27 protein-coding genes and 1 other RNA gene are annotated in these 26,400 nt (G+C 70.2%); 16 read left to right on the forward strand and 12 right to left on the reverse strand.

What is annotated here, in order from left to right:
- Positions 1–132: 132 nt before the first annotated feature.
- The 5 genes from ACQPYY_RS24685 (at position 133) to ACQPYY_RS24705 (ending at position 4,788) form a co-directional block, all read left to right on the forward strand.
- The gene (locus ACQPYY_RS24685; RefSeq protein ID WP_433591168.1) at positions 133–1,263 is read left to right on the forward strand and encodes a S1C family serine protease; all 1,131 of its coding nucleotides are present in this window, start codon (positions 133–135) and stop codon (positions 1,261–1,263) included.
- Between the two features lie 109 nt (positions 1,264–1,372).
- Complete coding sequence (gene panB / locus ACQPYY_RS24690) at positions 1,373–2,224, forward strand: 3-methyl-2-oxobutanoate hydroxymethyltransferase (protein ID WP_433591169.1); 852 nt, start codon at positions 1,373–1,375, stop codon at positions 2,222–2,224.
- Between the two features lie 276 nt (positions 2,225–2,500).
- Positions 2,501–2,941, forward strand: a complete 441-nt coding sequence (locus ACQPYY_RS24695) for a hypothetical protein (RefSeq protein ID WP_379095345.1) — start codon at positions 2,501–2,503, stop codon at positions 2,939–2,941.
- Positions 2,941–3,897: a prolyl aminopeptidase gene (pip, locus tag ACQPYY_RS24700; RefSeq protein WP_379095342.1), complete on the forward strand. Its 957-nt coding sequence runs from the start codon at positions 2,941–2,943 to the stop codon at positions 3,895–3,897. Before ACQPYY_RS24695 ends, pip begins: the two co-directional genes overlap by 1 nt.
- Positions 3,898–4,788: a CHAD domain-containing protein gene (locus ACQPYY_RS24705; RefSeq protein WP_379095340.1), complete on the forward strand. Its 891-nt coding sequence runs from the start codon at positions 3,898–3,900 to the stop codon at positions 4,786–4,788.
- Between the two features lie 33 nt (positions 4,789–4,821).
- Here ACQPYY_RS24705 and ACQPYY_RS24710 read toward each other — a convergent pair whose 3' ends face one another.
- The 5 genes from ACQPYY_RS24710 to rnpB form a co-directional block, all read right to left on the reverse strand.
- Positions 4,822–4,974 (reverse strand): hypothetical protein, encoded by a 153-nt coding sequence (locus ACQPYY_RS24710; RefSeq protein WP_379095338.1) that lies wholly within the window; start codon positions 4,972–4,974, stop codon positions 4,822–4,824.
- Positions 4,975–5,025: 51 nt separating this feature from the next.
- Complete coding sequence (locus ACQPYY_RS24715; protein WP_433591170.1) at positions 5,026–6,516, reverse strand: RNB domain-containing ribonuclease; 1,491 nt, start codon at positions 6,514–6,516, stop codon at positions 5,026–5,028.
- 14 nt (positions 6,517–6,530) lie between these two features.
- Positions 6,531–6,857, reverse strand: coding sequence for a hypothetical protein (locus tag ACQPYY_RS24720; protein ID WP_379095332.1), 327 nt, complete (start codon positions 6,855–6,857; stop codon positions 6,531–6,533).
- 388 nt (positions 6,858–7,245) lie between these two features.
- Positions 7,246–8,064, reverse strand: coding sequence for a slipin family protein (locus ACQPYY_RS24725; protein WP_433591171.1), 819 nt, complete (start codon positions 8,062–8,064; stop codon positions 7,246–7,248).
- A gap of 228 nt (positions 8,065–8,292) precedes the next feature.
- Positions 8,293–8,724: RNase P RNA component class A (rnpB, locus tag ACQPYY_RS24730), an RNA gene on the reverse strand.
- 30 nt (positions 8,725–8,754) lie between these two features.
- Between rnpB and ACQPYY_RS24735 the strand changes: the two genes are divergently transcribed.
- Positions 8,755–9,642 (forward strand): alpha/beta hydrolase, encoded by an 888-nt coding sequence (locus ACQPYY_RS24735; protein WP_433591172.1) that lies wholly within the window; start codon positions 8,755–8,757, stop codon positions 9,640–9,642.
- 37 nt (positions 9,643–9,679) lie between these two features.
- Here the strand turns inward: ACQPYY_RS24735 and ACQPYY_RS24740 are convergent, their stop codons facing one another.
- From ACQPYY_RS24740 to cobC, 4 genes are all read right to left on the reverse strand, one after another.
- Positions 9,680–10,912, reverse strand: a complete 1,233-nt coding sequence (locus tag ACQPYY_RS24740) for a bifunctional RNase H/acid phosphatase (RefSeq protein ID WP_379095892.1) — start codon at positions 10,910–10,912, stop codon at positions 9,680–9,682.
- A gap of 266 nt (positions 10,913–11,178) precedes the next feature.
- Positions 11,179–11,916 (reverse strand): zinc ribbon domain-containing protein, encoded by a 738-nt coding sequence (locus tag ACQPYY_RS24745; RefSeq protein WP_379095889.1) that lies wholly within the window; start codon positions 11,914–11,916, stop codon positions 11,179–11,181.
- A gap of 170 nt (positions 11,917–12,086) precedes the next feature.
- Positions 12,087–13,217, reverse strand: coding sequence for a Nif3-like dinuclear metal center hexameric protein (locus tag ACQPYY_RS24750; RefSeq protein ID WP_433591173.1), 1,131 nt, complete (start codon positions 13,215–13,217; stop codon positions 12,087–12,089).
- A gap of 34 nt (positions 13,218–13,251) precedes the next feature.
- Positions 13,252–14,301, reverse strand: coding sequence for an Rv2231c family pyridoxal phosphate-dependent protein CobC (cobC, locus tag ACQPYY_RS24755; protein WP_433591174.1), 1,050 nt, complete (start codon positions 14,299–14,301; stop codon positions 13,252–13,254).
- A gap of 44 nt (positions 14,302–14,345) precedes the next feature.
- Between cobC and ACQPYY_RS24760 the strand changes: the two genes are divergently transcribed.
- The 4 genes from ACQPYY_RS24760 to sigJ all read left to right on the forward strand — a co-directional run bounded on the left by ACQPYY_RS24760 (position 14,346) and on the right by sigJ (position 18,115).
- A complete protein-coding gene (locus tag ACQPYY_RS24760; protein WP_433591175.1) occupies positions 14,346–14,852 on the forward strand; it encodes a low molecular weight protein-tyrosine-phosphatase in 507 nt (168 codons plus the stop codon).
- Between the two features lie 8 nt (positions 14,853–14,860).
- On the forward strand, positions 14,861–15,805 hold the full coding sequence (locus tag ACQPYY_RS24765) for an SURF1 family cytochrome oxidase biogenesis protein (RefSeq protein ID WP_433594724.1): 945 nt from the start codon (positions 14,861–14,863) through the stop codon (positions 15,803–15,805).
- 233 nt (positions 15,806–16,038) lie between these two features.
- Positions 16,039–17,022, forward strand: coding sequence for a cobalamin biosynthesis protein (locus ACQPYY_RS24770; RefSeq protein ID WP_433594725.1), 984 nt, complete (start codon positions 16,039–16,041; stop codon positions 17,020–17,022).
- Between the two features lie 139 nt (positions 17,023–17,161).
- A complete protein-coding gene (sigJ, locus tag ACQPYY_RS24775) occupies positions 17,162–18,115 on the forward strand; it encodes an RNA polymerase sigma factor SigJ (RefSeq protein WP_379095316.1) in 954 nt (317 codons plus the stop codon).
- Positions 18,116–18,172: 57 nt separating this feature from the next.
- On the opposite strand, the gene ald is transcribed toward sigJ, so the two are convergent.
- Together ald and ACQPYY_RS24785 are read right to left on the reverse strand one after the other, a co-directional pair.
- Positions 18,173–19,282, reverse strand: a complete 1,110-nt coding sequence (ald, locus tag ACQPYY_RS24780) for an alanine dehydrogenase (protein WP_433591176.1) — start codon at positions 19,280–19,282, stop codon at positions 18,173–18,175.
- 64 nt (positions 19,283–19,346) lie between these two features.
- Positions 19,347–20,144, reverse strand: coding sequence for an MBL fold metallo-hydrolase (locus tag ACQPYY_RS24785; protein ID WP_433591177.1), 798 nt, complete (start codon positions 20,142–20,144; stop codon positions 19,347–19,349).
- Between the two features lie 71 nt (positions 20,145–20,215).
- Between ACQPYY_RS24785 and ACQPYY_RS24790 the strand changes: the two genes are divergently transcribed.
- From ACQPYY_RS24790 to ACQPYY_RS24815, 6 genes are all read left to right on the forward strand, one after another.
- Positions 20,216–21,172: a GlxA family transcriptional regulator gene (locus tag ACQPYY_RS24790; protein WP_433591179.1), complete on the forward strand. Its 957-nt coding sequence runs from the start codon at positions 20,216–20,218 to the stop codon at positions 21,170–21,172.
- A 9-nt stretch (positions 21,173–21,181) separates the two neighbouring features.
- The gene (locus ACQPYY_RS24795) at positions 21,182–21,697 is read left to right on the forward strand and encodes a gamma carbonic anhydrase family protein (RefSeq protein WP_357096816.1); all 516 of its coding nucleotides are present in this window, start codon (positions 21,182–21,184) and stop codon (positions 21,695–21,697) included.
- 140 nt (positions 21,698–21,837) lie between these two features.
- Positions 21,838–22,011 carry a hypothetical protein gene (locus ACQPYY_RS24800; protein ID WP_213560258.1) on the forward strand — a complete coding sequence of 58 codons (174 nt, stop codon included), beginning with the start codon at positions 21,838–21,840 and terminating at the stop codon, positions 22,009–22,011.
- A 144-nt stretch (positions 22,012–22,155) separates the two neighbouring features.
- Positions 22,156–22,785, forward strand: coding sequence for a TetR/AcrR family transcriptional regulator (locus tag ACQPYY_RS24805; protein WP_433591180.1), 630 nt, complete (start codon positions 22,156–22,158; stop codon positions 22,783–22,785).
- A 64-nt stretch (positions 22,786–22,849) separates the two neighbouring features.
- Entirely contained in the window at positions 22,850–23,566 is a 717-nt protein-coding gene (locus ACQPYY_RS24810; RefSeq protein ID WP_433591181.1) for a SanA/YdcF family protein, read from the forward strand.
- 423 nt (positions 23,567–23,989) lie between these two features.
- Positions 23,990–24,766 (forward strand): helix-turn-helix transcriptional regulator, encoded by a 777-nt coding sequence (locus ACQPYY_RS24815; RefSeq protein ID WP_433591182.1) that lies wholly within the window; start codon positions 23,990–23,992, stop codon positions 24,764–24,766.
- Positions 24,767–24,860: 94 nt separating this feature from the next.
- Here ACQPYY_RS24815 and gndA read toward each other — a convergent pair whose 3' ends face one another.
- Complete coding sequence (gene gndA / locus ACQPYY_RS24820) at positions 24,861–26,303, reverse strand: NADP-dependent phosphogluconate dehydrogenase (RefSeq protein WP_433591183.1); 1,443 nt, start codon at positions 26,301–26,303, stop codon at positions 24,861–24,863.
- Positions 26,304–26,400: the final 97 nt, after the last annotated feature.

Raw genomic sequence — 26,400 nt, forward strand, 5'->3', positions numbered from 1 at the left:
TCGGCCATGGTGGAGGTTCGGTGCGGGTCCTCCCCGGTCCGTGGGCGTTCGCACGGAAAGTCCCCAGGCGGCTCTCAGAAACCGCATGCTTAATGGGAGAGAACCGGGGGGCTCTACGTACGAGGGGATGCCATGTCCGTGCAACCGCATTCGCCGAATCGGCCCACCACCCGCTCGTCCCGCCCCCGCGCGCTGCGGGTCGCCGCGGCGGCGGTGGTCGCGCTGACCGCCACGCTGGGACTGGTCGCGTGCGGGCCCTCGACCCTGCCGGGTGCGCCGATCGCGGAATCGCCGGGCGGGGTGACGAAGAGCCAGCCCATCGACTTCACCACCGCCCCAGCCGATCTCGACGCGGCCGCGCGAAATGTGGTGCCGGGCATCGTGGATATCGACACCGAACTGGGGCTGCAGAACGGCGAGGGCGCGGGGACCGGCATCGTGCTCGGCTCGGACGGCATCGTGCTCACCAACAATCATGTGGTGGAGGGCGCGACCAAGATCTCGGCGACCGATCTCGGGAACGGGCAGACCTACGAGGCCACCGTGGTCGGATTCGACCGCAGCGAGGACATGGCCGTCATCAAACTGACCGGGGCGTCCGGATTGCAGACCGCGCCGCTCGGCGACTCCGACAAGGTGGCGGTCGGCGACCCCGTGGTGGGTGTCGGCAACGCCGGCGGCCGCGGCGAGCCCACTCCCGCCCAGGGCACGGTGACCGCACTGAACCGGTCCATCACCGCCAGCGACGACACCACCGGCAGCTCCGAGCAGCTGACCGGCCTCATCCAGGTCGCCGCGAATATCGAACCCGGCGACTCCGGGGGCCCGCTGGTCGACGCGACCGGCAAGGTGATCGGCATGGACACCGCCGCGTCCAAGGGATTCCGGTTCAGCATCGGCGGCGGTCAGGGCTTCGCCATCCCGATCAACAAGGCCGCCGGGGTCGCCAAGCAGATCCAGGCGGGCCAGAGTTCGGACCGCATCCACATCGGCGACACCGCCTTCATCGGCGTCTCGGTGACCTCCGCCGGGGGCGGCGCGCAGATCCGGGGCGTGGTGCAGGGCGGGCCCGCCGATCAGCTCGGGCTGGCTGCCCGCGACGTCATCACCGGCCTCGACGACCACACCATCACCACGGCCACCGACCTCACCGCGACCATGGACCTGCACCACCCGGGCGACACCGTCACGTTGAAATGGACCGACGCGAGCGGGCAGAACCGGTCCGAGCGCGTCCAGCTGGCGAAGGGACCGGTCGGCTGAGATGTGAGCAATTGCATCGCTGGGGTGAGCGGCCGCAATGGCAGACTGAGGACGTCAGAACAACCCGGGGACCCGACAGGGCCTCGAGGCAACGACGAAAGGGACGATGATGTCCGTATCCGAGGCGGAAACCCCTGTGTACGGTTCGGCGCCGACAACTCCCGCAAAGCGGAAGACGCGAGTGCAGCACCTGCAGCAGATGAAGCAGGCTGGGGAGCGCTGGTCGATGCTCACCGCCTACGACTACTCCACCGCTCGGCTCTTCGAAGAGGCCGGGATTCCGGTCCTGCTGGTCGGCGACTCGGCCGCCAATGTGGTGTACGGCTACGACACCACCGTGGCGATCACCGTCGACGAACTGATCCCGCTGGTGCGCGGCGTCGTGAAGGGCGCTCCGCACGCGCTGGTCGTGGCCGATCTGCCGTTCGGCAGCTACGAGTCCTCCCCCGAACAGGCGCTGGCCACGGCCGTGCGGTTCATGAAGGAGACCGGGGCGCACGCGGTGAAGCTGGAGGGCGGCGAGCGGGTGGCCGACACCATCCACACGCTGACCGCCGCCGGCATTCCGGTGATGGCGCACATCGGATTCACCCCGCAGAGCGTCAACACGCTGGGCGGATTCCGGGTGCAGGGCCGCGGCGACGGCGCCGAGCAGCTCATCGCCGACGCCATCGCGGTGCAGGAGGCCGGGGCCTTCTCCGTCGTGATGGAGATGGTGCCCGCCGAACTGGCCGGGCAGGTCACCCGCAAGCTGACCATTCCGACCGTCGGCATCGGCGCGGGCGCGGAATGCGATGCGCAGGTGCTGGTCTGGCAGGACATGGTGGGCTACACCGGCGGCAAGACCGCCAAGTTCGTCAAGCAGTTCGCGGATGTGGGCGGGCAATTGCGTACCGCCGCAGCCACTTACGCCGACGAAGTGCGGCGCGGGGTGTTCCCCGGCCCGGAGCACAGCTACTGAGCCGTCCGGCCACGCGCTGATCGAGGACGCCCCCGCGCTGATCGCGGGGGCGTTTCGCTGCGTGCTGGGCCGATACGGAGACGCGGTGAGCCGATACCGGGACGTGGTGGGCCGATACCGGGACGCGGGCGGGCGAGGTCACCCGCCGACGCCCCACCCGGCGCATTCCATAGCTTCCGGCTATCTCCCAGCCTTCGGGCCCCGTCATCTCGGTCCACTGCCCGATTTTGGTGGCAGACTCGAAAGCCAACGAGCTGGAACGACCAAAGGGAATTCATGGATCGTGGAACGAGTCGCTGGATCCGCCGCACCTCGCTGCTGGGCGCGGCGTTGGCCGCCATCGCGCTGACCGCGGGGTGCGGGGACAACACCACCACCGGACCGTCGCAGCCCCAGGGCTCCGGCTCGCCGCTCACCACCGCGCAGTCGACCGTGCCGAGCACCGGTGCACCGTTGAACATTTCCGAGGATCAGGCCAAGCAGCTGTGCGACATGCTGCGCCCGCAGCTGTCGGACTGGCGGGTGCAGGGTCCGACGCTGGGCAAGATCGCGTTCAACGCGACCGTCGCCCAATGGGCGGTGCAGAACGGCCTGTTCATTCCCAGCGAGCGGGGCGTGGTCGACCGGGTGACCACCAAGAGCTGTTCCGATGTGCGTGATCAGACGCTGTCGGCGCTGGAGATCCCGAACATGGCCGCGGGGCTGGTGGCGGGCTGATGCGGACCCTGTACCCGGCGATCGAGCCCTACGAGCAGGGCAAGCTGGACGTCGGCGACGGTCAGTCGCTCTACTACGAGGTGAGCGGCAATCCGGACGGCAAGCCCGCCGTCTTCCTGCACGGCGGACCGGGCGGCGGCACCGCGCCCTACCACCGGCAGTTCTTCGATCCCGAGGCGTACCGGATCGTGCTGTTCGATCAGCGCGGCTGCGGGCAGTCGACGCCGCACATCGCCGACGGGGCGAGCCTCGAGCACAACACCACCTGGGACCTGGTCGCCGATATCGAAAGGCTGCGAACGCATCTGGGCATCGAGCGGTGGCTGGTGTTCGGCGGGTCGTGGGGGTCGACGCTGGCGTTGAGCTACGCCCAGACCCACCCCGACCGAGTCACCGAGCTGGTGCTGCGCGGCATATTCCTGTTGCGGCGCAAGGAAATCGATTGGTACTACAATGGCTCCGCGGGGTACGTGTACCCCGACGAGTGGGAGAAGTTCCTGGCGCCGGTGCCGGAAGCCGACCGCGGGCGTGACCTCGTCGAGGTCTATCACCGCCTGCTGCACTCCCCCGATGCCGCTCTCGCCACCGACGCGGCCGTCGCGTGGTCCACCTGGGAGGGTGCCACGAGTTCCCTGCTGCCCCAACCGGATCGGGTCGCCGAGACCGCCGATCCGCGCTTCGCGCTGGCCTTCGCACGCATCGAGAACCACTACTTCGTCAACGGCGGCTTCCTCGACGAGGGACAGTTGCTGCGCGACATCGACCGCATCGCCCACATTCCCGGCGTCATCGTGCAGGGCCGCTACGACGTCGTGTGCCCGGCCACCAGCGCCTGGGATCTGCACCGGGCCTGGCCCGGCTCGGAACTGCACCTGGTGGCCGACGCCGGCCACGCGGCCCTCGAACCCGGCATCACCCACCATCTGGTGGAAGCCACCGACAAGTACAGGACGTAGATGAGCACCACAGCCGGTCCCGCCTTGGTCGACGCAGTAGCCGCCGATGTGGACCGGCTGTGTACGGCCGAACCCGATGTGCGCCAGGACCTTCCGGACTCGGTGCACAAGATGCGGGTGGCCACCCGGCGGCTGCGCAGCGTGCTGAAGTCCTACCGGCGGATACTGCGCCGGGCACCGGTCACCGAGATCACCGACGAATTGCGCTGGCTGGCGGGATTACTCGGGGTGGCCCGGGACGCGGAGGTGCGCGCCGAACGCTTCACCGAGTTGCTCGCCGCCACCGGGGCGTTGGCCGAACAGGCTGTGCCGACAGATGAGAAAGCCATTCATCACCAAGGTTTCGCACAGCGACTCATCACCGAGGAACGCGACACCTATGCCGGAGCCCACCGCGCGGTGGTCACCGCATTCGGCGACCGCCGCTACGCCACACTGATCAGCGATCTGCGGGAGTTGATCACCGACCCGCCGCTGAAGGACTCCCGGGCCGGCAAGCCCGCCGAGCCCGTCTTCACCAAGGTGCTGCGCCGCGATCTCCGCAAGCTGCGCCACCTCGTGCACGCCGAGCACGGGCTGTCCGGGGACGCGCGCATCGAGCGCCTGCACGATATTCGCAAGGCCGCCAAACGATTGCGCTACTCCGCCGAGGCCGCCACCGCCGTCCTCGGCAAACCCGCCGAGGACCTCGGCAAGAAAGCCAAACACCTCCAGGGCGTGCTCGGCGACCACCGTGACGCCGTGGAAGCCCTGAACACGATCCGCACCCACGCCGTCGACGCCGACTACACCTACCAACACCTCTGCGACGCCGAGGCGGCAGCAGCCGCCCAGGCCCTAGACCAGTACCCGGACGCCGTCGAATTCGTCCACCACCACCCACTGAGCTGACCCGGACGAGCGGTTCGCCCCCGCGAAAGGCAGTCAGAGCAAGTCGATCTCGGTGAGATCGATCTCCAGCTCGAACGGAACGGTCAGCTGAAGCCGATCATGGTGGATTCCGGTGAGCGCGTAGGTATTCGTGGCCGGGTCGAGCTCATAGACGTAGACAACCGGCCGCCCGTCCGTATTCTCCACGCGCCAGAAATGCGATATTCCAGCCTTCGCGTAGAGCTGCGGTTTGCGTGGTCATGACGTCGAGTATGGCATCGAAAGCGCTGGTCCAGTGGCGTAGCTGAAGGTGACGGTGCGGGTGACGGGGTCGGCCTCGGTGAGGCGGACCTGGACGTTCTCGCCTTCGGGTGGGGCGCCGGTGCACTTGGCGAGGACGGGTGGGTCGGCGATGAAGATCTCGGCGGGGCGGGTGCCGTTGGCCTCGCGGAGCACGACGGCGTCGAAGTCGGTGTGCAGGCGTGGGGACAGGACGGTGGCTTCGGTGAGGTCCAGGCAGGCGCGTTCGACCTTGCCGGCGAGGGCGTCGGTGCGGCGCATGGTGTCGACGGCGGTGGTGAGTTCGTCGACGACCCAGTGCGGCACCGCGGTTTTCGCGCACAGGGCCAGGCAGATCTCGGTGGCGTAGCGGTCGGCCAGGCGGCGCAGCGGGGCGGTCACGTGTGAGTACGGGGCCCCGATCGCGCTGTGCCGCAAGGTGTCCGGGTCCTGGCCGTTCAGGATGGTGTAGGAGGCGCCGCGCAGCAGGCCGGTGGCCTCCGACATGAGCACCAGGGCGGCGGGGGTGTTGCAGTCCAGTTCGGCCAGCATGCGGCCCGCGGACTCCTCGGGCGGCCACGGCACGCCGACCGCGGCGGCGGTGCGGCGCATGGACTCGATGGCGGCCGGGGCGGGCGGCGGCATGGTACGCAGCAGACCCGGCGGCTCGGGGTTGCCGGAGCCGTTCGAGTTATGTCCGTCGAGCATGATTCGGGCCGCGCACATACCGGTCAGCAGAGAGATCTGCTCGTTCCAGTCGTCGGCCGCGGTGCGCGGTTCCAGCGCCAGCTGCCAGTGGTCGATCCCGGTTTGCTCGGCGTCGCGGACCACGGTCTGATCGGGCAACCGCAGCGTGATCGCGCCCCGCTCGATGCCGGCCGCGATGCGCAGCCGCCCGAAATCGGGCAGCGCGGCGATCGACGGGTGCAGGCGGCCGTTGTCGGCGTCGGCCTGCACGCCCTGATAGTCGAGGCGGGCGCGGGAGCGGACCAGCGCGCGGGTCACCGAGAACCGCACCGGTTCGGCGTGCGCGTCGCATTCGATGGTCCACAGCGCGGCCGGGCGGTCGACGTCGGGCAGCAGGCTGGCGAGGCCCTCGCTCAGCACCGGCGGGTGCAGCGGGACGGTGCCGTCGGGGAAGTAGAAGGTCTGGCCGCGGGCCAGGGATTCGCGGGCCAGCGGCCCGCCGGGGACGACCACCGCGGCGACGTCGGCGATGGCGTAGTGGAGCAGGAATCCGCCGCTCGGGGTGCGTTCCAGGCAGACGGCCTGGTCCAGATCCATGGCACCCGGGGGATCGATGGTGACCAGCGGGATCTCCCGCCGGTCGGCTCGGGCGCCCGCGAACGCGTCGACCGCGTCGCGGGCCTCCGAGACGGCCTCGGACGGGTAGTCCGAGGCCAGTCCGAACTCGGTTCGGACGGCGCCGAAGTCCACCGGCGCCGACACGATCCGTTGATGCAGTTCCACTGCGGAGACTGGCCCTACTGCAGGGCCAGCATCGTGCCGTTCAGCTCGTTGAACGGACCGTACACGGTGAACACCACGCGGCCGCCCGGGTACTGCGACGACAGCAACGCGGCCGAGTCCAGGGCTTCCCCGAACGACGCGGCCGACGGATGCGGCAGGCCGGCGATGACCTGTCCGAAGTGGTTCTGCGCCACCCACTGCGTGTCCGCCGCGGTGAGATCCACCTGAATCCCGCCCGGCAGCGGCGTCACGGCCACCGCGGAGGCAGAACCGGCACCCAGCACAGCGGAAGCGGCAGCGGCGAGAAACGCTCCCACTGCCAGTTTGCGAGCAATTCGCATTGAGACGAGACCTGCTTTCCGACGATTGTTGAGCCCTTGTCCCGTCGCGGACCGCTACGGAACTTTCCAACGCGCAACACTTTATGACGTCGATCACGTTCGGTGCCAGTTCAAGGCCGATAACCCGCCCGACACGCCGAGCCGCGCCGGTACACACCGTGGGGCGCGCCGCCATTCTCATCCACGCGGAGCAGATGCGCAGGGAAACGGGCGAGCGGTGTCGATCACGCCGCCCGCCCGCCGGTTTTCCCGCGGCCGCACCGCTCGCCGCGCGGACCGCCTACCTACCGCGCAGACCGCCCGGGAACTTGGCACTGAAGAGTTTGAATCCATACGCGATGGCGAACAGCACCACGATGGCCGCCGGTTGAACGACACCAGCCATGACTTACTCCCTCATCTCTTGCGACGCGTCGGGCTCCTCCGGCGCGGTCTCGGCCGGCGTCCGGCCGCTGCGTTCGAGGAAACGCAGCAGCTCCACCGGGAACGGCAACACCAGGGTCGAATTCTTCTCCGCCGCAACCTGAACCACGGTTTCCAGGAATCGCAGCTGCAATGCGGCGGGGGCGTCGGACATATTGGCGGCGGCCTGGGCCAGCTTCCGCGAGGCCTGCAATTCGCCCTCCGCGGAGATGACGCGGGCGCGGCGTTCGCGTTCGGCCTCGGCCTGGCGGGACATGGAACGCTTCAGGGCGTCGGGCAAGGCGACGTCTTTGATCTCGACGCGGTCGATGTGCACGCCCCAGTTCAGAGCGGGCGAGTCGATGAGCAATTCCAGGCCCTTGTTGAGCTGCTCCCGATTCGACAGCAGATCGTCGAGTTCGCTCTTGCCGATGATCGAACGCAGCGACGTCTGCGCCACCTGCGCGACCGCGAACAGATAGTCCTGCACCTCGATGAGGGCGCGCATGGGATCGATGACCCGGAAGTAGACGACCGCGTCCACCCGGACGGTCACATTGTCGCGGGTGATGCCCTCCTGCGCGGGCACCGGCATCGTGACCACCTGCAGGGAAATCTTGGACATCTTGTCCACGCCGGGAATCAGCAGCCGCAATCCGGGCTCCCGCACGGCCCGCACCCGCCCGAGCCGGAACACAACGCCCCGCTCGTATTGCGTGACCACCCGTACCCCGGCCGCCAGGCCGATTCCGGCGATCACGACGATGGCGGCGAGCCATCCGATCAGCAGATACAGAACATCCATGGCGAGCTCCGCGAAAATATCTCCGCGCCATCGGAAATCCGACGGTGTGCCTTCCATGATGGCACCGGGAGATCGCCCCCGCGACGCCAAATTCTCGCCGACAGATCACCCCCAGTTCGCGGCCGTCCCGATTCTGGACTGACGTAGCGGAGGAGCGGAGGAGGGAAGAATCGGGACCAGAGGCCGCGAACCGCCCCGCAGCGAAGCGTAGGGGCAGAAAAATACGGGCGGACGAGTCGGTCTGTAAGCCGGATCCTGTCCCCGACGTCGAAACGCCGGGTGGCGACCATCCATCTGGACACACCGTTGCCGGGTGCCTCGAGCGGTCCACCCGCAGGCTCGGGCGAGCAGCCCTCGAACACCTGCGCAGCCGCACTCTCGCGAGTGCGGCCTTCGACCTTGCTCCGGGCGGGGTTTACCTAGCCGCGCCGGTCACCCGGCGCGCTGGTGCGCTCTTACCGCACCGTTTCACCCTTACCGGCGGTGCACTTCTCGCGAAGTGCGGCCCGCCGGCGGTTTGTTTTCTGTGGCACTGTCCCGCGGGTTGCCCCGGGTTGCCGTTAACAACCGCCCTGCTCTCCGGAGTCCGGACTTTCCTCGGCGACAGGCTGCGGCACACGCGTTGCCCGTTCCTCTCGCCGCGGCCGCCCGACCGACTCGTCCGCGGCCACCAGGGTACGGTAGGGCGTCATGGAGCGTGTCGAGGTGGGGTTCCCTTCGGGTGTCGAACAGTGCGCCGGCTGGCTGTATCTCCCGGATGGACCGCCGCGTCCGCGCCCGCTGGTGGTCATGGGGCACGGGCTGGGGGCGGACCGCGAAATGGGGTTGGATCGGTACGCGCGACGGTTCGCGTCGGTGGGAATCGCGGCTCTGGCCTTCGACTATCGGCATTTCGGGGCCAGCGGGGGCGAGCCCCGGCAGATGATCAATATCGCGCGGCAGCGTGAGGACTGGCATGCGGCGATCGCGTTCGCCCGCACCATCCGGGGGATCGACGCTACGCGAATCGCGTTGTGGGGCAGTTCTTTCGGCGGCGGGCACGTGCTCGCTGTCGCTCCTGACGACCACTACATCGCGGCGGTGGTGGCGCAGTGCCCGTTCACCAGCGGCTGGTCCTCGGCGCTGACGAAGGGGCCGTTCAGTCTGATCAAGACCGGGACGCTGGCGGTGACGGATCAGGTGGTGGGGCCGATCATTCGGCGCCCGATCACCGCGCGGCTGGCGGGCAAGAAGCACTCCGCGGCGTTGATGAGCGCGGCCGACGTACCCGCCGGATTCGGGCGGCTCGCCGAGGAGAGCGCGCAGTACCGGCCGAAGGTGGCGGCGCGGATCGGGCTGTCGACGCTGTTCGACAATCCGACGCGGCACGTCAAGGACATCAAAGCGCCTGTGCTGTACGCGATCTGCGACAACGACACGGTGGCCCCGGCGGGCCCCACCGTGAAGGCGGCCGAGCGGACCAAGCACGCCACCGTGAAGCGTTATCCGATCGGCCATTTCGACATCTACTTCGACGACTGGTTCGAGAAGGCCGTCTACGACCAGACCGAGTTCCTGATGGCGACCCTACGTCCGTGAACCGAACCCCCTGCGGCACCGGGGGTTACCGGTCTCCTCAGAGATACGACGTGTCGTTGACCAGGCGCACCGACGAACCGCCGTCGGGATAGAACTCCGCGATCGACAGCGACGCCAGATCCAGGTGCAGCCGGTAGAGCAGCGACGGACCCACTCCGAGCGCTAGTTGCAGCAGCGTCTTGATCGGCGTGACATGGCTGACCACAAGCACATTCGCGCCCGGATACAAGGCCACCAGATCCCGCCGCACCGACTCGACCCGCTCACGCACCTGATCGAAGCTCTCACCGCCCGGCGCGGGGATCGACGGATCGCCCAGCCACTGGCCGTGCAGCTCCGGATCCTGTTCCCGGGCTTCCAGGAACGTCATTCCCTCCCAGGCCCCGAAGTCGGTCTCGGTCAACCCTTCCAGCACCCGCACCGGCAGCCCGAGCGCCTTTCCGGCCGCCTCCGCGGTCTCCCGCGCCCGACCCAGCGGCGAGCACACGATGGCCTCGATCCCGCCTTTGCGCGCGAGCATGGCCGCCGCGTTCGCGGCCTGCTGCCGCCCGAGCTCGGTCAGCGGCGGATTGCCGCGGCCCGAATACCGGCGCTCCACCGACAATTCCGTCTGCCCGTGCCGGAGCAGCAGCAGCCGGGTCGGCCGCCCGATCGCCCCGGTCCAGCCGGGTGCGGGCGTGGCGGCGGATGCGGGACTGTCCACGACCCCGCCCGCCACGGCGGCGGCGACCTGCCCGAGCGTGCCCTGGCCGCTCCCGGAATCGCGTTCGGCCGCCGTCGAATTCGACGCGTCCGATCCGAGTTCGGCCGGGCGGCCGAGCGCCTGGCCCGACTCCCGCAGCGCCGTGCGGACCTCGGCGACGGTGTCGGCGTCGTCCATCGCCTCGTTCGCCAGCCGGTCGGCGTGCGAGTTCTCCTTGCGCGGAATCCACGCGAAGCTCACCCGATCGAACCCGGCCACCAGCCGCCGCGCCCGATCGGCGAGCGGAATCATGGCCTCGTGCTTGACCTTCCAGCGCCCCGACATCTGCTCGACGACCAGCTTGGAGTCCATGCGCACGGACACCTCCCGCGCACCCAGCTCGGCGGCCGCCTCCAGACCCGCGATGAGCCCCCGGTATTCGGCGACATTGTTGGTGGCGACGCCGAGGAATTCCTTGCGCTCGGCCAGGACGCGCGCACGATCGGAGTCCCAGACCACCGCGCCGTACCCGGCGGGGCCGGGATTGCCGCGCGAGCCGCCGTCCGCTTCCACGATCACCATGTCCACCAACGCTGTTCACCTTCCGTGCAGGTTCGAGAATCCGCCGGCGGGTCACCCCGCCGTGGCGTCGAGGCCCGTGCCGCGCGGCGCCTGGTTCGCGGGTCGGCCGCCGCGCCGCCTCACCGTGTCATCGCCTCGGGGATCCGGTGCGGGCCAGGCGTCGATCCTGTCGCGTCGCCGTGCTGGTTCGCGGTATTCGGGCTGTCGTGTCGTGTGCCGGTCCCCGCCGGGCGGCACAGGCGCCGCACGCCGGTGAGCGCGCGGCGGTCGGGTCAGAGCCCGGAGTGCTTGGTGCGCACCAGGATCGCGCCGCATTCGGGGCAGCGGACCACGACGTCGGGGGCGGTCTGGGAGATGCGGGAGATCTCGCCGCGGTCCAGTTCGATGCGGCAGGCGCCGCAGCGGCGCGCCTGGAGCAGGGCCGCGCCGACGCCGTAGGTGGCGCGCTGCTTGTCGTAGGTGGCGATCAGGTCGGCGGGGAACGATCGGGTCAGGGCTTCGCGGTCGGAGTCGCAGCGCTGCTGGGCGACGTTGAGGTCGGCCAGGGCGCTGTCGCGCAGGCGCTCGGCGTCGACCAGTTCGGCCTCGGCCTGGTCCAGGTTGGCCCCGGCGTGGGCGTGCGCGGCGGCAGCGGCCTCGCGGCGCTCCATCACCTCGATCTCGTCGTCCTCGAGGACCTTGCGGCGGCGTTCCAGGCTGGTCAGCTCGTGCTGCAGTTCGGAGAGCTGCTTGGCTCCGACCGACCCGGCGGTGAGCAGGCCGCGGTCGCGCTCCTCGCGCTTGCGGACGGCCTCGATCTCGCCTTCCAGCTTGCGGATGTCGCGGTCGAGGTCGTCGATCAGGATCTCGGCCTTCACCGCCTCGTCCTTGCGGGTGCCGCGCTCCGCGGCCAGCCGATCCACTTCCTGCTGCTCGGGCAGCACCTTGCGGCGATGCTCGATCCGCGTCAGCTCGGCGTCGACGGCGGCGAGGTCGAGCAGCTTGGCCTGGATCGATGGTTCGGCATTCAACGCGAAGGTCTCCTGGACGCTATGGACGAAATTCAAGACTCCCACCGTACCGCCCCGGCGGGGTCCGAAACGCCAAGCCCGCCCCGAGCAGGACAAACGATCACGCGGACCGGGCCGGGCCGGAAAATCGCCGGGGCGGCCGGGGTCGGCCGGGTCGCGCGCGGACGGGCTCAGCAGTCGGACTCGCCGAGGGTCCAGGGGTCGGTGCGCAGGGTGGAGACGCGGGTCTCGAGCCCGGGCAGGGCGTGGCGGACCACACCTTCGGCCTGGCCACACCAGGGGAACTCGGTGGCCCAGTGCGCGGCGTCGATCAGGGCCGGGCCACCCGCGCGCAGGTGTTCGTCGGCGGGGTGGTGGCGCAGGTCGGAGGTGACGTAGGCGTCCACGCCGAGGCGGGAGACCTTGCCCAGGAAGGAATCTCCCGCGCCGCCGCAGACGGCGACGGTGCGGATGACGCGGTCCGGGTCACCGGCGGCCCGCACGCCCCAGGTGGTCGCGGGCAGGGCGGCGCGCACGCGAGCGGTGAACTCGCGCAGGGTTTCCGGGGCCGGCAGCTCGCCGACACGGCCGATGCCCAGCCCGGACGGCAGGTCGGCGCGTTCGGTGACGTGATAGGCGGGTTCCTCGTAGGGGTGGGCCGCGTGCAGGGCGGCCAGGATCGCGGCCCGCCGCGACGGCGAGGCCACCACCTCGAGGCGATCCTCGGAGACCTCGTGCAGCTCGCCGACCACGCCCAGGGCCGGGTTGGCTCCCTCGAGGGGCCGGAACTGGCCGGTGCCCGCGACCGTCCAGGCGGCGTCGGAGTAGGCGCCGATCCTGCCCGCGCCCGCCGCGAACAGCGCGTCCAGCACGGCGTCGCGGTGCGTGACCGGCACCTGCACCACCCACTTGTCCAGGGCGGTCAGCGGTTTCGGATCGAGCGGCCCGGTGACGGTGAGCCCGATCGCCGCCGCGAGCGCGTCGGAGACGCCCGGATCAGCGGAGTCGGCGTTGGTGTGGGCGCTGAACAGCGCGCAGCCGGAGCGGATGAGCCGGTGCAGCAACGCGCCTTTCGGGGTGTCGGCCGCGACCGTGTCCACCCCGCGCAACAGCAGCGGATGATGCACGACCAGCGCCTGCGCGCCCCACTCGATGGCCTCGTCCACGACCGCGGCCGTGGCGTCGACGGCGAACAGCACCCGCGAGACCGCGTCCCGCGGGTCACCGCACACCAAGCCCACCGAATCCCAGGACTCGGCCAGTCCGGGCGGGTACGCCGCTTCCAGCGCCGCGATGAGATCCGACAGCCGCACCGTCGTCACAACCGAACCTCCTGCTCGATCCTGCCTGCCACGATCACAACCCCACGTCGCGAATGGCCGCGACGAGCCGGTCCACCGCCTCCGTGGGCCGCACCGCGACCCGCAGGAAACCCGTTTCCAGCCCGGGGAACGTATCACCGCGGCGTACCGCGATCCCCTTGTCCGCGAGACGCTTTCGCAACAGTTCCGCGTCCGGCACCCTGATCAGCAGAAACGGGCCCGCCGCGGGCTCGTGCACCTCGACGCCCAGTTCCCGCAGCCGCGGGATCATGGCGGCGCGATCGGTGGCGATGCGCTCGGCCATCCGCCGCGCCTGCGCGACCGCGGCCGGTTCGCTCACCGCCGCAATGGCTTCCAGCTGCAAGGTGCCCAGCGGCCAGTGCGCGCGGCCGTGATTCAACGGCGCCAGCACCTCCGGCGCGCCGAGCGCGTACCCGCAGCGCAGTCCGGCCAGCGCCCACGTCTTGGTGAGGCTCCGGAACACCAGGACATCCGGATGGCTCTCTCCGGCGAGGGATTCCGACTCGCCCGGCACCGCGTCGGCGAACGCCTCGTCCACCGCCACGATGCGTCCGGGCCGCCGCAGCGCCCGGATGCTGTCCGCCGAGTGCAGCACGGAGGTCGGGTTCGTGGGGTTGCCCACCACCACCAGATCCGCGTCCTCCGGCACCACGACACCGTCGAGCGAGTACGGCGGCTCCAGCATCACCCGCGCCACCGGCGCCCCGGCCTCGCGCAACGCCAGCTCCGGCTCGGTGAACGACGGATGGATCACCGCCGCCAGCCGGGACACCAGCCGCGGCAGCATCGCGAACCCCTCGGCCACCCCGGCCAGCAACAGCACCTCGTCGACCGACCGCCCATGCCGCGCGGCCACCGCTGCCCGCGCCGCCCGCTCGTCCGCCTCCCCCGGATACCGCCCCAGCTCCCCCAGCCGTCCCGCCAGCCGGTCCCGCAGCCATTCCGGCGGCGCGCTCCCCTGAACGTTCACCGCGAAATCCACCATGCCCGGCCGCGCGTCCACGTCCCCGTGGTGCCGCAGCCTGGCATGGTCGAAATCCTGGAACTCGGTGTCGTCCGGCACAGCCGTCCACCCTACGTGGCCGCCGTCCGCGCTTACCGGCCAGAATGGCTGTCGTGGGCGACCTGCATGTGACGTTTATCTGCACCGGCAATATCTGCCGGTCCCCGATGGCCGAGAAGATCTTCGCCGCGCATCTCGAGCGCGCGGGATTGGCGGATCGGGTGCGGGTGAGCAGTGCCGGGACCGGGAGCTGGCATGTCGGGGACGAGGCCGACTACCGGACCGATCGGGAGCTGAGCGCGCACGGGTATCCGACCGGGCACACCGCCGCGGTGATCGGGGCCGACCACCGCGACGCCGATCTGGTGGTGGCGCTCGACACCGGGCACGAGCGGGACCTGGCCCGGCTGGGGGTGCCGTCGGACCGACGGCGGCTGCTGCGCAGTTTCGACCCCGACGCGGACGGTCGCTCGGTGCCGGACCCGTACTACGGCGACCAGTCCGATTTCGCAGTGGTGCGCGAACAGATCGAGGCGGCCGTGCCGGGGATGCTGGACTGGGTGCGCGAACAGCTCGGCGAGGATCCGCGGGCCGGAGGCCGGGACGCATGAGTTCACTGCTGCGCCGCCTCACCTTCCTGCTGCGCCCGAGCTGGCTGATCCTGGCCGTGGTGGTCGCCGGTTTCGCCTACCTGTGCTTCACCGTGCTCGCGCCGTGGCAGCTGGGCAAGAACACCCGCACCTCCGATCGCAACGACCGCATCGCCGCGTCGGTGCACGCCGACCCGGTGGACGTCGCCGGGCTGCTGTCGGGCGACGGCAAGAACACCGAGTGGCGGCGCGTCACCGCCAATGGCAGCTACGTCCCGGACTCGACGGTCCTGGTGCGCTTGCGCCACCTCGACGGGCAGCCCGCCTACACCGTGCTCGCCGCGTTCCGGCTCGACGACGGCCGCACCCTGCTGGTCGACCGCGGCCAGATCGCGGCCGCGCAGGGCGGCACCCGCCCGCCCGCCATCGCCGACCCGCCCACCGGGCCGCAGCACCTCGAGGCCCGTATCCGCGCCTCCGAGGGCGTCATCGAGAAGAAGCCGCCGACCACCGAAGACGGTTTCCGGCAGGTGTACACGACCGACACCGCCCAGGAGGCCACCGTCCTCGGCCTCCCCCTCACCCCCATCCCCACCGACGGCCTCGGCGGCTACCTCCAGCTCGACACGGGCCAGCCGGGCGCCTTCACCCCCGACGCCCTCCCCCAGCTCGACGCCGGGCCCTACCTCTCCTACGGCCTGCAATGGCTGGCCTTCGGCGTCATGGCTCCCCTCGGCCTCGGCTACTTCGTCTGGGCCGAGATCCGCGCCCGCCGCCGGGAAAAGACCGAGGCCGACGCCCAACCCGCCACCCCGGCCGAACAGGTCACCGAGGTGACCGCGACGACAGACGACACCGCCGAATCGCCCACTCCCTCGCCGACCGCCAAACCCAACGATCCGGCCCCGATCAAGGCGAAGCCCACCGCCAACGAGGCCCGCCTCGCCGACCGCTACGGCGGCACCCGCCGCTGACTCCGGCCGAGCGCCGCCGACCGCGACCGCGCCGCAGCATCCCGAGGCTCCTGAACTCCGCACGGTGTCCGAGCGCGCGAATCCAGGGTGCACGGCCATCGGGGCGTCGGCACCTGGGCCATCGTTGTGTTCGTGCTGGGCGCACGATCTCCCGCCAGGACGGTCGCCTGACGGTGTGCACGGCGGCCGGGGCCCGGGCGTGCCGCCGGCTCGGCTAGCCTCGCCGGGTGCGTATGGGGACTGCCGCTGCGGCCGGGTTGCTGCTCGGGTTCGGGCTGGATCGGATGCTGGGCGATCCTCGCAGGGGGCATCCGGTGGCCGGGTTCGGTTCGGCGGCAATGCGGGTCGAGCAGCTCGCCTATCGGGACGATCGGGCCGCGGGAATCGTGCACGAAGTGGTGCTGGTCGGCACCGTGACGGGACTCGGAATCGGGTTGCGGCGCGCCGTCTCCCGGGCCGGGGCGAAACACCGCGCCTCGCGGCCGAGTTCGAGCGGCATCGCTCGGACGCTCGGCGAGGTGGCGCTCACCGCCGCCGCGACCTGGACCGTGCTGGGCGGGACGACCCTCGCCAAGACCGGACGGGACATGGCGGATCGCCTCGAGTCCGGGGACATCGAGGGCGCGCGGGTGTTGCTGCCGTCGTTGTGCGGTCGCGATCCCGAGGCGCTCGACGCCGACGGGCTGGCTCGCGCGGCGCTCGAATCGATCGCGGAGAACACCTCGGACGCGACTGTCGCGCCGCTGTTCTGGGGCGCGGTGGCGGGCGTTCCGGGGCTGCTGGCCTACCGGGCGATCAATACGCTCGACGCGATGGTCGGCTATCGCAACGAGCGGTACGAGCGGTTCGGCTGGGCCGCCGCGCGAACCGATGACGTCGCCAATCTCGCGCCTGCCCGGGTGAGCGGTCTGCTCACGACCGTGCTCGCACCGGTGATCGGGGGTCGTCCCGCCGCCGCCTGGCGAGCGTGGCGTCGCGATGCGGGCAAGCATCCGAGCCCGAATGCCGGTGTGGCGGAAGCCTCCATGGCGGGCGCGCTCGGCGTGACGCTCGGCGGCCGCACCGAGTACCGGCACGGCATCGAGATGCGGCCGACCCTGGGCGACGGTCCGGTCCCCCGGGTTCCTGATCTGCGGCGCGCGGTCCGCTTGTCCGAGGCCGTTCAGGCCGCGACGGCGGTCCTCGCCGCCACGGCCGTCTACCTGCGGCGACGCTGACCCGTCACCGCGAATTCGCGAACCGCGCGGTCGCCTTCGCTAGATTTTCCAGGGGAATGTCACAGCCCGGCGACCTGTCTCGTCGGTCCTGTGAACGGTCCGCCCCACCGGGCGGGCGTGAGCGAAGGCGAGGGTTGCGATGAGTGGTGACGGACGGAACGGACCCGATCAGGCCGAGCTGGCGCGGCAGTTCGAGGAGCATCGCGGCTATCTGCGGCGGGTCGCGTACAGCACGCTCGGCAGTCTCAGCGACGCCGACGACGTGGTGCAGGAGGCGTGGCTGCGACTGGTCCGGTACTACGAGACCAGCCCCGAGGACGCGCAGATCGAGAATCTGCGCGCCTGGCTGACCACGGTCACCGGGCGGCTGGCCCTCGACTATCTGGGCTCGGCGCGGGCGCGGCGCGAACAGTATGTGGGCGAATGGCTCCCGGAGCCCGAGGTCACCACCTGGGACGACCCGGCCGACCGCATCTCGCAGGACGAGCGGGTCACCACCGCGCTGCTGGTGGTGCTGGAATCGCTGTCGCCCGCCGAGCGGACCGCGTTCGTGCTGCAGGACGTCTTCGGCATGACCGGCCCCGAGGTGGCCGAAGTCGTGGGCCGCACCCCGGCCGCGGTGCGCCAATTGGCCTCGCGCGCCCGCAAACACGTGGAGAACGGCACTCCCCGCTTCCCCGCCAGCGCGGACGAGCACGAGAAGGTGGTGTCGGCGTTCGCGGTGGCGTGGCGTTCCGGCGACCTGAGCGCGCTGCTGGGTGTGCTCGACACCAATGTCACCTTCACCTCCGACGGCGGCGGCAAGGTGCAGGCGTTCCTGCACCCGATGCACGGCGCGGACAAGGTCGCCGCGACACTGCTCGGGTTCCTGGAGTTCGCGTCGAAGGTCGGCGGCGCGTGGGGTCGCCCGGTACTGGTCAACGGCCGTCCCGGCCTGGTGGTGTTCGACGGCAAGAACACCGGCGTCTTCTCGTTCACCATCGACGAGGGCCGGATCACCAAGATCGACGTGGTGCGCAACCCGGACAAGCTGCGCGACCTCCCGGCCGACGGCGCGGGACCCGATTGGGCGCTGGGCTCGTCCGAGTCCTGAGCGACGGACACCGCGGGCCCGCAACCGGATTCACCCGGTCCCGGGCCCGCCGCCGGGTCAGGACGAGGTGTAGGTCGCCGGCCCCAGGCCGTGCGCGGCCGCCACCTCCGGCGAGTACAGCCGCCCGGCGTCCGCCGTGAGCCCTTGCGCGAGACCGGGATCCGCGGCGCACGCGCCCGACCAGCCCAGGTTCGCGATGGCGCGCGCGTACGGCAGCGTCACATTGGTGAGCGCCACGGTGGACGTGTGCGGGACCGCGCCCGGCATGTTCGCGACGCAGTAGAACAGCGTGTCCGCCACGTGGAACGTCGGCTTCGCGTGCGTGGTCGGATGCGAGCTCTCGAAGCAGCCGCCCTGATCGATGGCGATATCGACCAGCACCGCGCCCGACTTCATCCGCGCGACCAGACTGTCGGGCACCAGTTTCGGGGCCCGCGCACCCGGCACCAGCACCGACCCGATCACCAGATCGGCGGCCAGCATGGCCTTCTCGACCTCCGCGGTATTCGATCCGATGGTGGTGATCCGCCCGCCGAACCGGGCGTCGAGTTCCCGCAATCGCGCGATATTGGTGTCCAGCACCGTGACCCGCGCCCCCATGCCGACCGCGACGGTCGCCGCGTTGCTGCCCGCCACACCCCCGCCCAGCACCACCGTGTCCGCGGGCCGCACGCCCGGCACCCCGCCGAGCAGCAGCCCGGACCCGCCCTGCGGCGCCATCAGGTGATACGCCCCGACCATGCCGCCGAGCTTGCCCGCCACCTCGCTCATGGGCGCGAGCAACGGCAGGGTGCCGTCGGCGGCGCGCACGGTCTCGTAGGCGATGGCGGTGATACCCGAGCGCAGGATGGCGTCGGTGCATTCGCGGGAGGCGGCCAGGTGCAGGAAGGTGAACAGCACCTGCCCCGCCCGCATGCGCGAATACTCCTCGGCGATGGGCTCTTTCACCTTCAGCACCAGTTCGGCCGCGTCCCAGACGTCGTCGGCGGTGGGCGCGGTGCGGGCGCCCGCCGCGAGGTAGTCGGCATCGTGGAAGCCGGACCCGAGGCCCGCTCCGGCCTCGATCAGCACCTCGTGGCCGTCCCGCACCAGTTCCCCGGCGCCGGCCGGGGTGAGGGCGACGCGGTACTCCTGCTCCTTGACCTCCCGTGGAACCCCGATTCTCATACCGCCATCGTTCCCCGCCCGGGGCCGCGCCGCCATCAGCGCCACGGCCCGAATTCGGCGGCAGTCATCCGCGGGCGACCGGGGCGGGGAGGTCGAGGGTCAGGGTCTCGCCGGGGCTCGGGATGCGGAGGCGGTCGGCCTGTCCGGCGAGCATGAAGCGGTGGGTCAGGTAGTCGAGGTGCTCGGAGAAGTGCGCCCAGCCCTCGGCGTGCACCGGCACGATCAGCGCGTCACCCAGCGCCAGGGAGGCCTTGGCGGCGGTGCGGCCGTTGAGGGTCAGATCCAGATCGCCGAAGCGGTCGACGTTCGCCGCGCCCACATTGAGGATGGCGATGTCGATGCGCCCGAAGCGGTCCGCGATCCGCTGCACGTTCTCGACCGAGGCGTTGTCGCCGGAGACGTACACGGTCGGCAGCCCGTCGGCCTGCAGGACGAACCCGGTGACCACACCGGTGAGCGGCTCGCAGCCCTCCGGCCCGTGCAGCGCGGGCACGCCGGTGACGGTCACCGCGCCGATCCGCGCCGACTCCCAGTTCGCGAGTCCCCGAACGCCTTCCATGCGCTCGGCGGCGTCGGGGGTCGACAGCACGTGCTCGACGCTCGGCAGCAGCGCGCGACCGGCGGCGTCGAGGTTGTCGGCGTGCTGGTCGTGCGAGAGCAGCACCACGTCGATCGGGCCGATCTGCGCGACCGGGACGGCGGGTCCGGCCAGCTTGTAGAGGGTGACCGGGCCGGGGTAGTTGCCGGGCTCGTCGAAGGTCGGGTCGGTCAGGAAGGTGAGGTCGCCGTAGCCGAAACGCACGGTGGGACCGCCGATGTGGAGGATCTCGAGGGCGGCGGCGGTGTCGATCTTGTTCGTCATGGCATCGAGTGTCGTCCGTGGGACCGAGCGCCGACAGTGGCCCGAAGGCCGCGCATCGATAAGATCGGGCCATGAGTGCCGAGCACACCGTCGCCGTTCTGGCGCACGACGGGATCAGCCCCTTCCACCTCTCGGTCCCCACCCTGGTGTTCGGCCGGATCGGCGCGGGCGGCCCCGACCACAGCCCCTACCGCGTGGTGGTGTGCGCCGAGCAACCCGGAACCTTCGCCACACCCGCGGGATTCGACATCGTCGTCGGCCAGGGCCTGGAGGCGGCCGAGACCGCCGACACCTTCGTGATCCCCGCGTGGGACCGCGATCGCCCACTGCCCGAACCGGTTCGCGACGCCCTGCACCGAGCACACGCCCGCGGCGCCCGGATCGTCGGCCTGTGCCTCGGCGCGTGGGCGGTGGCGGCCAGCGGCCTGGCCGACGGCCGCGAGATCACCACCCACTGGTCGGCGGCCACCGAGCTGGCCCGCGCCTATCCGGCGGTGCGGGTGCGGGCCGACCGGTTGTGGACCGACGACGGCGACCTGATCACCTCCGCCGGCACGGCCGCGGCGCTCGATTGCTGCCTGCATCTGGTGCGCACCGATCACGGCAGCAGGATGGCGGCCGAGCTGGCGCGCAGTCTCGTCCTGGCCCCGCATCGCAGTGGCTCACAGGCGCAGTACATTCCGGTCGCGGTGCCGGAGTCGGTGGACGAGGATCCGATCGAGCACGCCATGGTCTGGGCCCGCACCCATCTCGACGAGCCCGTGGATCTGGACGGCTGGGCGCGCACGGCGCTCATGTCGCGGCGCACCTTCACCCGGCGATTCCGCGACCGCACCGGCGCGAGCCCGCAGCAGTGGCTGCTGCAGCAGCGCGTCGATCACGCCCGGCTGCTGCTGGAATCGACCGACGACACCATGGATCGCGTCGCCGCCGATTCCGGCCTGGGCACCGGCGTCAATCTGCGCCATCACTTCCACCGGCTGCTGGGCACCACCCCCGCGGCCCACCGCGCTCTGTTCCGCCGCTAAGTTCGCCCCATGAGGATTCAGCTGGGTGAGCACGCGCCGCAGATCGACGAGACCGCGTGGATCGCGCCCAACGCCACCGTGGCAGGCCGGGTGCGGCTGGAAGGCGAAGTGAGCGTCTGGTATTCGGCGGTGCTGCGCGGGGACATGGACCAGATCACCGTGGGTGCGCGCAGCAATATCCAGGACGGCTGCGTGCTGCACGCCGATCCCGGCTTCCCGTGCACCGTGGGCGAGGGTGTCTCGGTCGGGCACAACGCGATTCTGCACGGCTGCACCGTCGGCGATGACGTGCTGATCGGGATGGGCGCGACGGTGCTCAATGGCGCGGTGATCGGCGAGGGCAGCCTGATCGCGGCCAACGCGCTGGTGCCGGAGGGCGCGCAGATTCCGCCGGGGTCGCTGGTGGCGGGCGTCCCGGGCAAGGTGCGCCGGGAGCTGAGCGAGGCCGAGCGCGATCACATTCGCCTGAATGCGGCCGCATACCTGCACAACTCGGCGCTGCATCGCCAGGGTCAAGAGGTGTGACTGAAGGGGGCGTGTGAGAAGCCCCACACTGATCAAGTGACCAGTCAGTCCGCTGCTAGCATCGGCGGATGCGTTCCCGGCGGCCCGTGCTGTGCCGCCGCTAGCCGGGTGCGCGCTCGGGGCTAGCAGGAGGTTTCACGGTGTCGTACAAGCACGACGGTATGCACCGACAGCGCATCAGCGTGGCCGACATCGCCGCGCAGCCAGGGGGATTCGAGGCGCTACAACGCCGCGTCCACGAACTGCGTTCCAGCGGCATCGATTTCGCGGCCAATGCCATCGAGAGCGAAATGGCCGCCCTCGACGTCCGCTGACCGGACCGGGCGTTCACTGATCGGACGGGGTACGAACCGCGACCCCGCGGCAATGAGATACTTTCGGATCGGCCTGTGCGCTACCGCGCCTCGGCCGTTCACCGCGCTGTCGCGGGGTCGTCCACCCGATCGACTGGAGACTCGATGCCGTCCGTTCCCACCATCCTGCAACGCATTCTCGAGAAGCCGCGGACCGAAGGCGAACAGCTACTGGAAAGCGCGCTGTCGGCGTTCCTGGACTTCGGGATCAAGCGAACCAGCATGGGGGAGATCGCCCGTCGCGCCGGGATCAGCCCCGCCACCCTGTACCGGCGATTCGAATCCAAGAACGATCTGGTCGCCGCGGTCGGCGTGCGCGAGGCGCAGCTGTTCATCGCCGAGATCGACGAGCGGGTGCGGATCGCCGCGGGCGGCAAGTCCGGGCAGGCGCAGCTGGTGGAGGTGTTCGCGGCGTTCATCATTCAGCTGGCCAACAACAAGCTGCTGCGGCGGCTGCTGCGCACCGAGCCGGAGACCATTCTGCCGCGGCTGACCACCGAGGCCGGGCCGGTGCTCGCGGTCGGGCGCACCTATCTGGCCGAGAAACTGCGCGCGCTACAGGCTTCCGGGGATGTGCCGGACTTCGACGCGGATCTGGTGGCGGAGGTGTTCGCGCGGCTGGGGCAGTCGCTGGTGCTGACACCGGACGGGCTGATCCCGCTCACCGACGAGACGGCGGCCCGCGAGTTCGCGCGGCGCACCGTGCTGCCGATGATCGGCGTGCAGCCGATCTGAGCCGGTCCCGACACGGGCGGAAAGTCGTTCGATCGACGCGGGGAGTTCCGGCACACTGGCGACCATGCAGTTGCGTTCCGCTCTCCGCTCCGCCCGCAGCCGGGTCGCCACATGGTTGCCGCTGCGGCGGGTGGTGAAGATCTGCGCCGTGATCGCGGTGCTGGGGTTCACGGTGCTGGTCGCGTCGGATCTGTGGATCCGGATGGCGCACCGGAAGTACGAGTACAGCGTGGAGAGCGCCCCGTCCGCCGATGTCGCCATCGTGCTCGGCGCGGAGGTCAAGGCGAACGGGAAGCCGTCGGGCTACCTGAAGGCCCGCCTGGACCTGGGCCGGCAGCTGCTGGAGGCCGGGAAGGTGAAGGCGCTGCTGCTCACCGGAGACAACGGCCGCTCCACCTACGACGAGCCGACCGCCATGCGCGCCTACCTGATCGAGCAGGGCGTGCCCGCCGCCAAGATCGCGCTCGACTACGCCGGATTCAGCACCCACGAATCGTGTGTGCGCGCCCACGACATCTTCGGCGTCACCTCCGCCATCGCGGTCACCCAGGATTTCAGTCTGCCCCGCACCATCGCGCTGTGCCGCGCGGCCGGGATCGATACGGTCGCGGTCGGTGACGACACCATGCCGCACACCATGGTTTATCGCCAGAATTGGCTGCGCGAGCAATTGGCCGACACCAAGGCCGTCTATTCCATTCTCCTGCACCCCGAGCCGACATTCCGTGGCGCACAGGAGAGTTCGGTCCGCGACGCGATGGCCGCGGACCCGCAGCCCTGACCGGTCAGATATTCCCGGCCAGCGATCCCGCACTACCCGCCGCACCCGCGGCCACCGCACTACCCGTCATGAGACCGACCGCGGCGAGAACCAGAGCCCACATATGTAGAACCTTTCGAGAGCGAAATTGAAGACGCCTCGAAAAGTAGTGCGGCCCACCATGTCCCGACGAGAGCCGAACCCGGATTCTGCGCCGACTCCATGGCGATACCCAGCACCTTCCCAGTACCCGATCGAGCCCCGATGTGATAAGCGCGGATATCACGCGCCGCACCGCCGCCACAAGCGCTCCGACACACACAAACAGGATCTAACGCGTGACCGTCGAGAAACGAGTCATGTGGCAGCATCCCGTTATAGGTTGCTCGTCGGTGACTGCGAGCGGGAATCGGCGATGAGCATGCAGTGGGAAGGCGGGCATCGGTGACCGGAAACGGCGACCGGCTGGCGGATGACATCTCGATTCCCAGCTTCGGCCAGGCCTTACGCCGCCTCCGCGACGAACGCGGCTTCTCCCGCGAACACCTGGCATACTCCGCCGGCGTCAGCGCCAGCTACGTCACCCTGCTCGAGAAGGGCGAACGCGGCAACCCGACCCGGTCCGTGGTCGAAGCCCTGCTGCGCTGCCTCGACACCAAGGCGCCGCTGACCCCCACCGACCGCCGCCACCTCTTCGACCTGGCGGGCCTGCGCGTGGACGACGCCCCCACCTCCGAGGACCTGTACGACTCCCTCACCCCCGACCAACGCGAGGCCCTGGCCCTGTTCCACCCCGCCCTCGCCGCCTACATCGCCCCCGGCGGCGACGTCCTCGACGCCAACGACGCGTGGTACGCCGCCTTCCCCGGCCTCCGCGAGGACCGCAATATCTTCCACTGGCTCTTCGGCAACCCGATAGCCAAACTCGTTGAACCCGACTGGAAAACCGAGGCCCGCCTCTACGTCCAATGGCTCCGCATGACCGTCGGCCGCCTCCCCGACGACCCCTCCCTCACCACCCTGGTCTCCGATCTGGCCCGCTACCCCCACTTCCGCCACTACTGGTCCGAAGGCACGGTCGACTTCACCCCACCCGTCCGCACCCTCCGCCTCCGAAACCCCAACTCCGGCACAATCCGCGAATACAACGTCCAAGTGGGCCCCATCCAAAGCGAAACCTACCCCGACCGAATAGTCCTATTGCTCTGCCTCCCCCTCTGAGACGATTCGGCTCGCATTCGAAAAGCGAAGGCGGGGCAGGCGCCGATCGGCACCTGCCCCGCCTTCGTCATGAGACCGGTTGTCCTACCGCGAATTACGCGGGGACTTCGCTGCGGTCGCCGCTCCACAGGGTGTGGTACTTGCCTTCGGCGTCGATGCGCTCGTAGGTGTGGGCGCCGAAGAAGTCGCGCTGGCCCTGGGTCAGCGCGGCCGGGAGGCGCTCGGCGCGGAGGCCGTCGTAGTAGGAGAGGGAGGAGGCGAAGGCCGGGACCGGGATGCCGAGCTGGGTGGCGACGACCACCACGCGGCGCCAGCTGTCGATGGCCGTCTCGATGGCCTCGCGGAAGTAGGGGGCCAGGATCAGGCTCGGCAGCGCCGGGTCGGCCTCGTAGGCGTCCTTGATGCGGTTGAGGAAGCGGGCCCGGATGATGCAGCCGCCGCGCCAGATGGTGGCCAGGTCGCCGGGGTGCAGGTCCCAGTTGTATTCGGCGGAGCCGGCGGCGATCTGGTCGAAGCCCTGGGCGTAGGCGACGATCTTGGAGGCGTAGAGGGCCTGGCGGATCGCCTCGGTGAATTCGGCGACATCGGTGGGCTTCTCGCCCAAGACGCCGGAGGCGAGGCCCTTGGCGGCGGCGCGCTGGGAGCGGGAGCCGGACAGGGCGCGAGCGAAGACGGCCTCGGCGATACCGGTCACGGGGATGCCGAGGTCGAGGGCCGACTTGACGGTCCAGCGGCCGGTGCCCTTCTGCTCGGCGGCGTCGACGATCACGTCGACCAGCGGCTTGCCGGTCTTGGCGTCGACCTGGTTCAGCACCTCGGCGGTGATCTCGACCAGGTAGCTCTCCAGGTCGCCGGAGTTCCACTGGGTGAAGACGTCGGCGATCTGCTTGGCGTCGAAGCCCAGCGCGTCACGGAACAGGTTGTAGGCCTCGCCGATCAGCTGCATGTCGGCGTACTCGATGCCGTTGTGCACCATCTTCACGAAGTGGCCGGAACCGTCGGGGCCGATGTGGGTGCAGCAGGGGACGCCGTCGACCTGCGCGGCGATCGACTCCAGCAGCGGGCCCAGCGACTCGTAGGACTCCTTCGGGCCGCCCGGCATGATCGCGGGGCCGTTCAGGGCGCCCTCCTCGCCACCGGAGATGCCGGCGCCGACGAAGTTCAGGCCGCGCGCCTTCATGGCCGCCTCGCGGCGGATGGTGTCGGTGTAGAGGGCGTTGCCGCCGTCGATGATGATGTCGCCGGGCTCCATGGCCGCGGCCAGCTCCTCGATGACGGCGTCGGTGGCGTCGCCCGCCTTCACCATGATCAGCACGCGGCGCGGCTTCTCCAGCGCGGCCACGAACTCCTCGACGGTCTCGGTGCGCACGAAGTCGCCGTCACCGCCGTGCTCGGCGAGCAGGGCGTCGGTCTTGCCGATGCTGCGGTTGTGCAGGGCCACGGTGTAGCCGTGCCGGGCGAAGTTGCGGGCGATATTGCTACCCATGACCGCCAGGCCGGTCACGCCGATCTGGGCGCGCGCTTCCGAGGTCGCCATGAAACAGCCTCTCCGTTCAGATGTCGATGACCGCACGAAGTCTCCTCGGCGGCGGCATCAGCGGATGCGTCCACGACGCCATACCTTTTCTACCGCA

It is taken from the genome of Nocardia sp. CA-145437 (assembly GCF_050956485.1).
Classification (GTDB): Bacteria; Actinomycetota; Actinomycetes; order Mycobacteriales; family Mycobacteriaceae; genus Nocardia.

Bases quoted from the DNA above. Each gene is read 5' to 3' on its own strand.
- ACQPYY_RS24685 (WP_433591168.1), top strand. From the start codon at position 133: ATGTCCGTGCAACCGCATTCGCCGAATCGGCCCACCACCCGCTCGTCC.
- panB (WP_433591169.1), top strand. From the start codon at position 1,373: ATGTCCGTATCCGAGGCGGAAACCCCTGTGTACGGTTCGGCGCCGACA.
- ACQPYY_RS24695 (WP_379095345.1), top strand. From the start codon at position 2,501: ATGGATCGTGGAACGAGTCGCTGGATCCGCCGCACCTCGCTGCTGGGC.
- pip (WP_379095342.1), top strand. From the start codon at position 2,941: ATGCGGACCCTGTACCCGGCGATCGAGCCCTACGAGCAGGGCAAGCTG.
- ACQPYY_RS24705 (WP_379095340.1), top strand. From the start codon at position 3,898: ATGAGCACCACAGCCGGTCCCGCCTTGGTCGACGCAGTAGCCGCCGAT.
- ACQPYY_RS24720 (WP_379095332.1), bottom strand. From the start codon at position 6,857: ATGCGAATTGCTCGCAAACTGGCAGTGGGAGCGTTTCTCGCCGCTGCC.
- ACQPYY_RS24725 (WP_433591171.1), bottom strand. From the start codon at position 8,064: ATGGATGTTCTGTATCTGCTGATCGGATGGCTCGCCGCCATCGTCGTG.
- ACQPYY_RS24735 (WP_433591172.1), top strand. From the start codon at position 8,755: ATGGAGCGTGTCGAGGTGGGGTTCCCTTCGGGTGTCGAACAGTGCGCC.
- ACQPYY_RS24760 (WP_433591175.1), top strand. From the start codon at position 14,346: ATGGCTGTCGTGGGCGACCTGCATGTGACGTTTATCTGCACCGGCAAT.
- ACQPYY_RS24770 (WP_433594725.1), top strand. From the start codon at position 16,039: ATGGGGACTGCCGCTGCGGCCGGGTTGCTGCTCGGGTTCGGGCTGGAT.
- sigJ (WP_379095316.1), top strand. From the start codon at position 17,162: ATGAGTGGTGACGGACGGAACGGACCCGATCAGGCCGAGCTGGCGCGG.
- ald (WP_433591176.1), bottom strand. From the start codon at position 19,282: ATGAGAATCGGGGTTCCACGGGAGGTCAAGGAGCAGGAGTACCGCGTC.
- ACQPYY_RS24785 (WP_433591177.1), bottom strand. From the start codon at position 20,144: ATGACGAACAAGATCGACACCGCCGCCGCCCTCGAGATCCTCCACATC.
- ACQPYY_RS24790 (WP_433591179.1), top strand. From the start codon at position 20,216: ATGAGTGCCGAGCACACCGTCGCCGTTCTGGCGCACGACGGGATCAGC.
- ACQPYY_RS24795 (WP_357096816.1), top strand. From the start codon at position 21,182: ATGAGGATTCAGCTGGGTGAGCACGCGCCGCAGATCGACGAGACCGCG.
- ACQPYY_RS24805 (WP_433591180.1), top strand. From the start codon at position 22,156: ATGCCGTCCGTTCCCACCATCCTGCAACGCATTCTCGAGAAGCCGCGG.
- ACQPYY_RS24810 (WP_433591181.1), top strand. From the start codon at position 22,850: ATGCAGTTGCGTTCCGCTCTCCGCTCCGCCCGCAGCCGGGTCGCCACA.
- gndA (WP_433591183.1), bottom strand. From the start codon at position 26,303: ATGGCGACCTCGGAAGCGCGCGCCCAGATCGGCGTGACCGGCCTGGCG.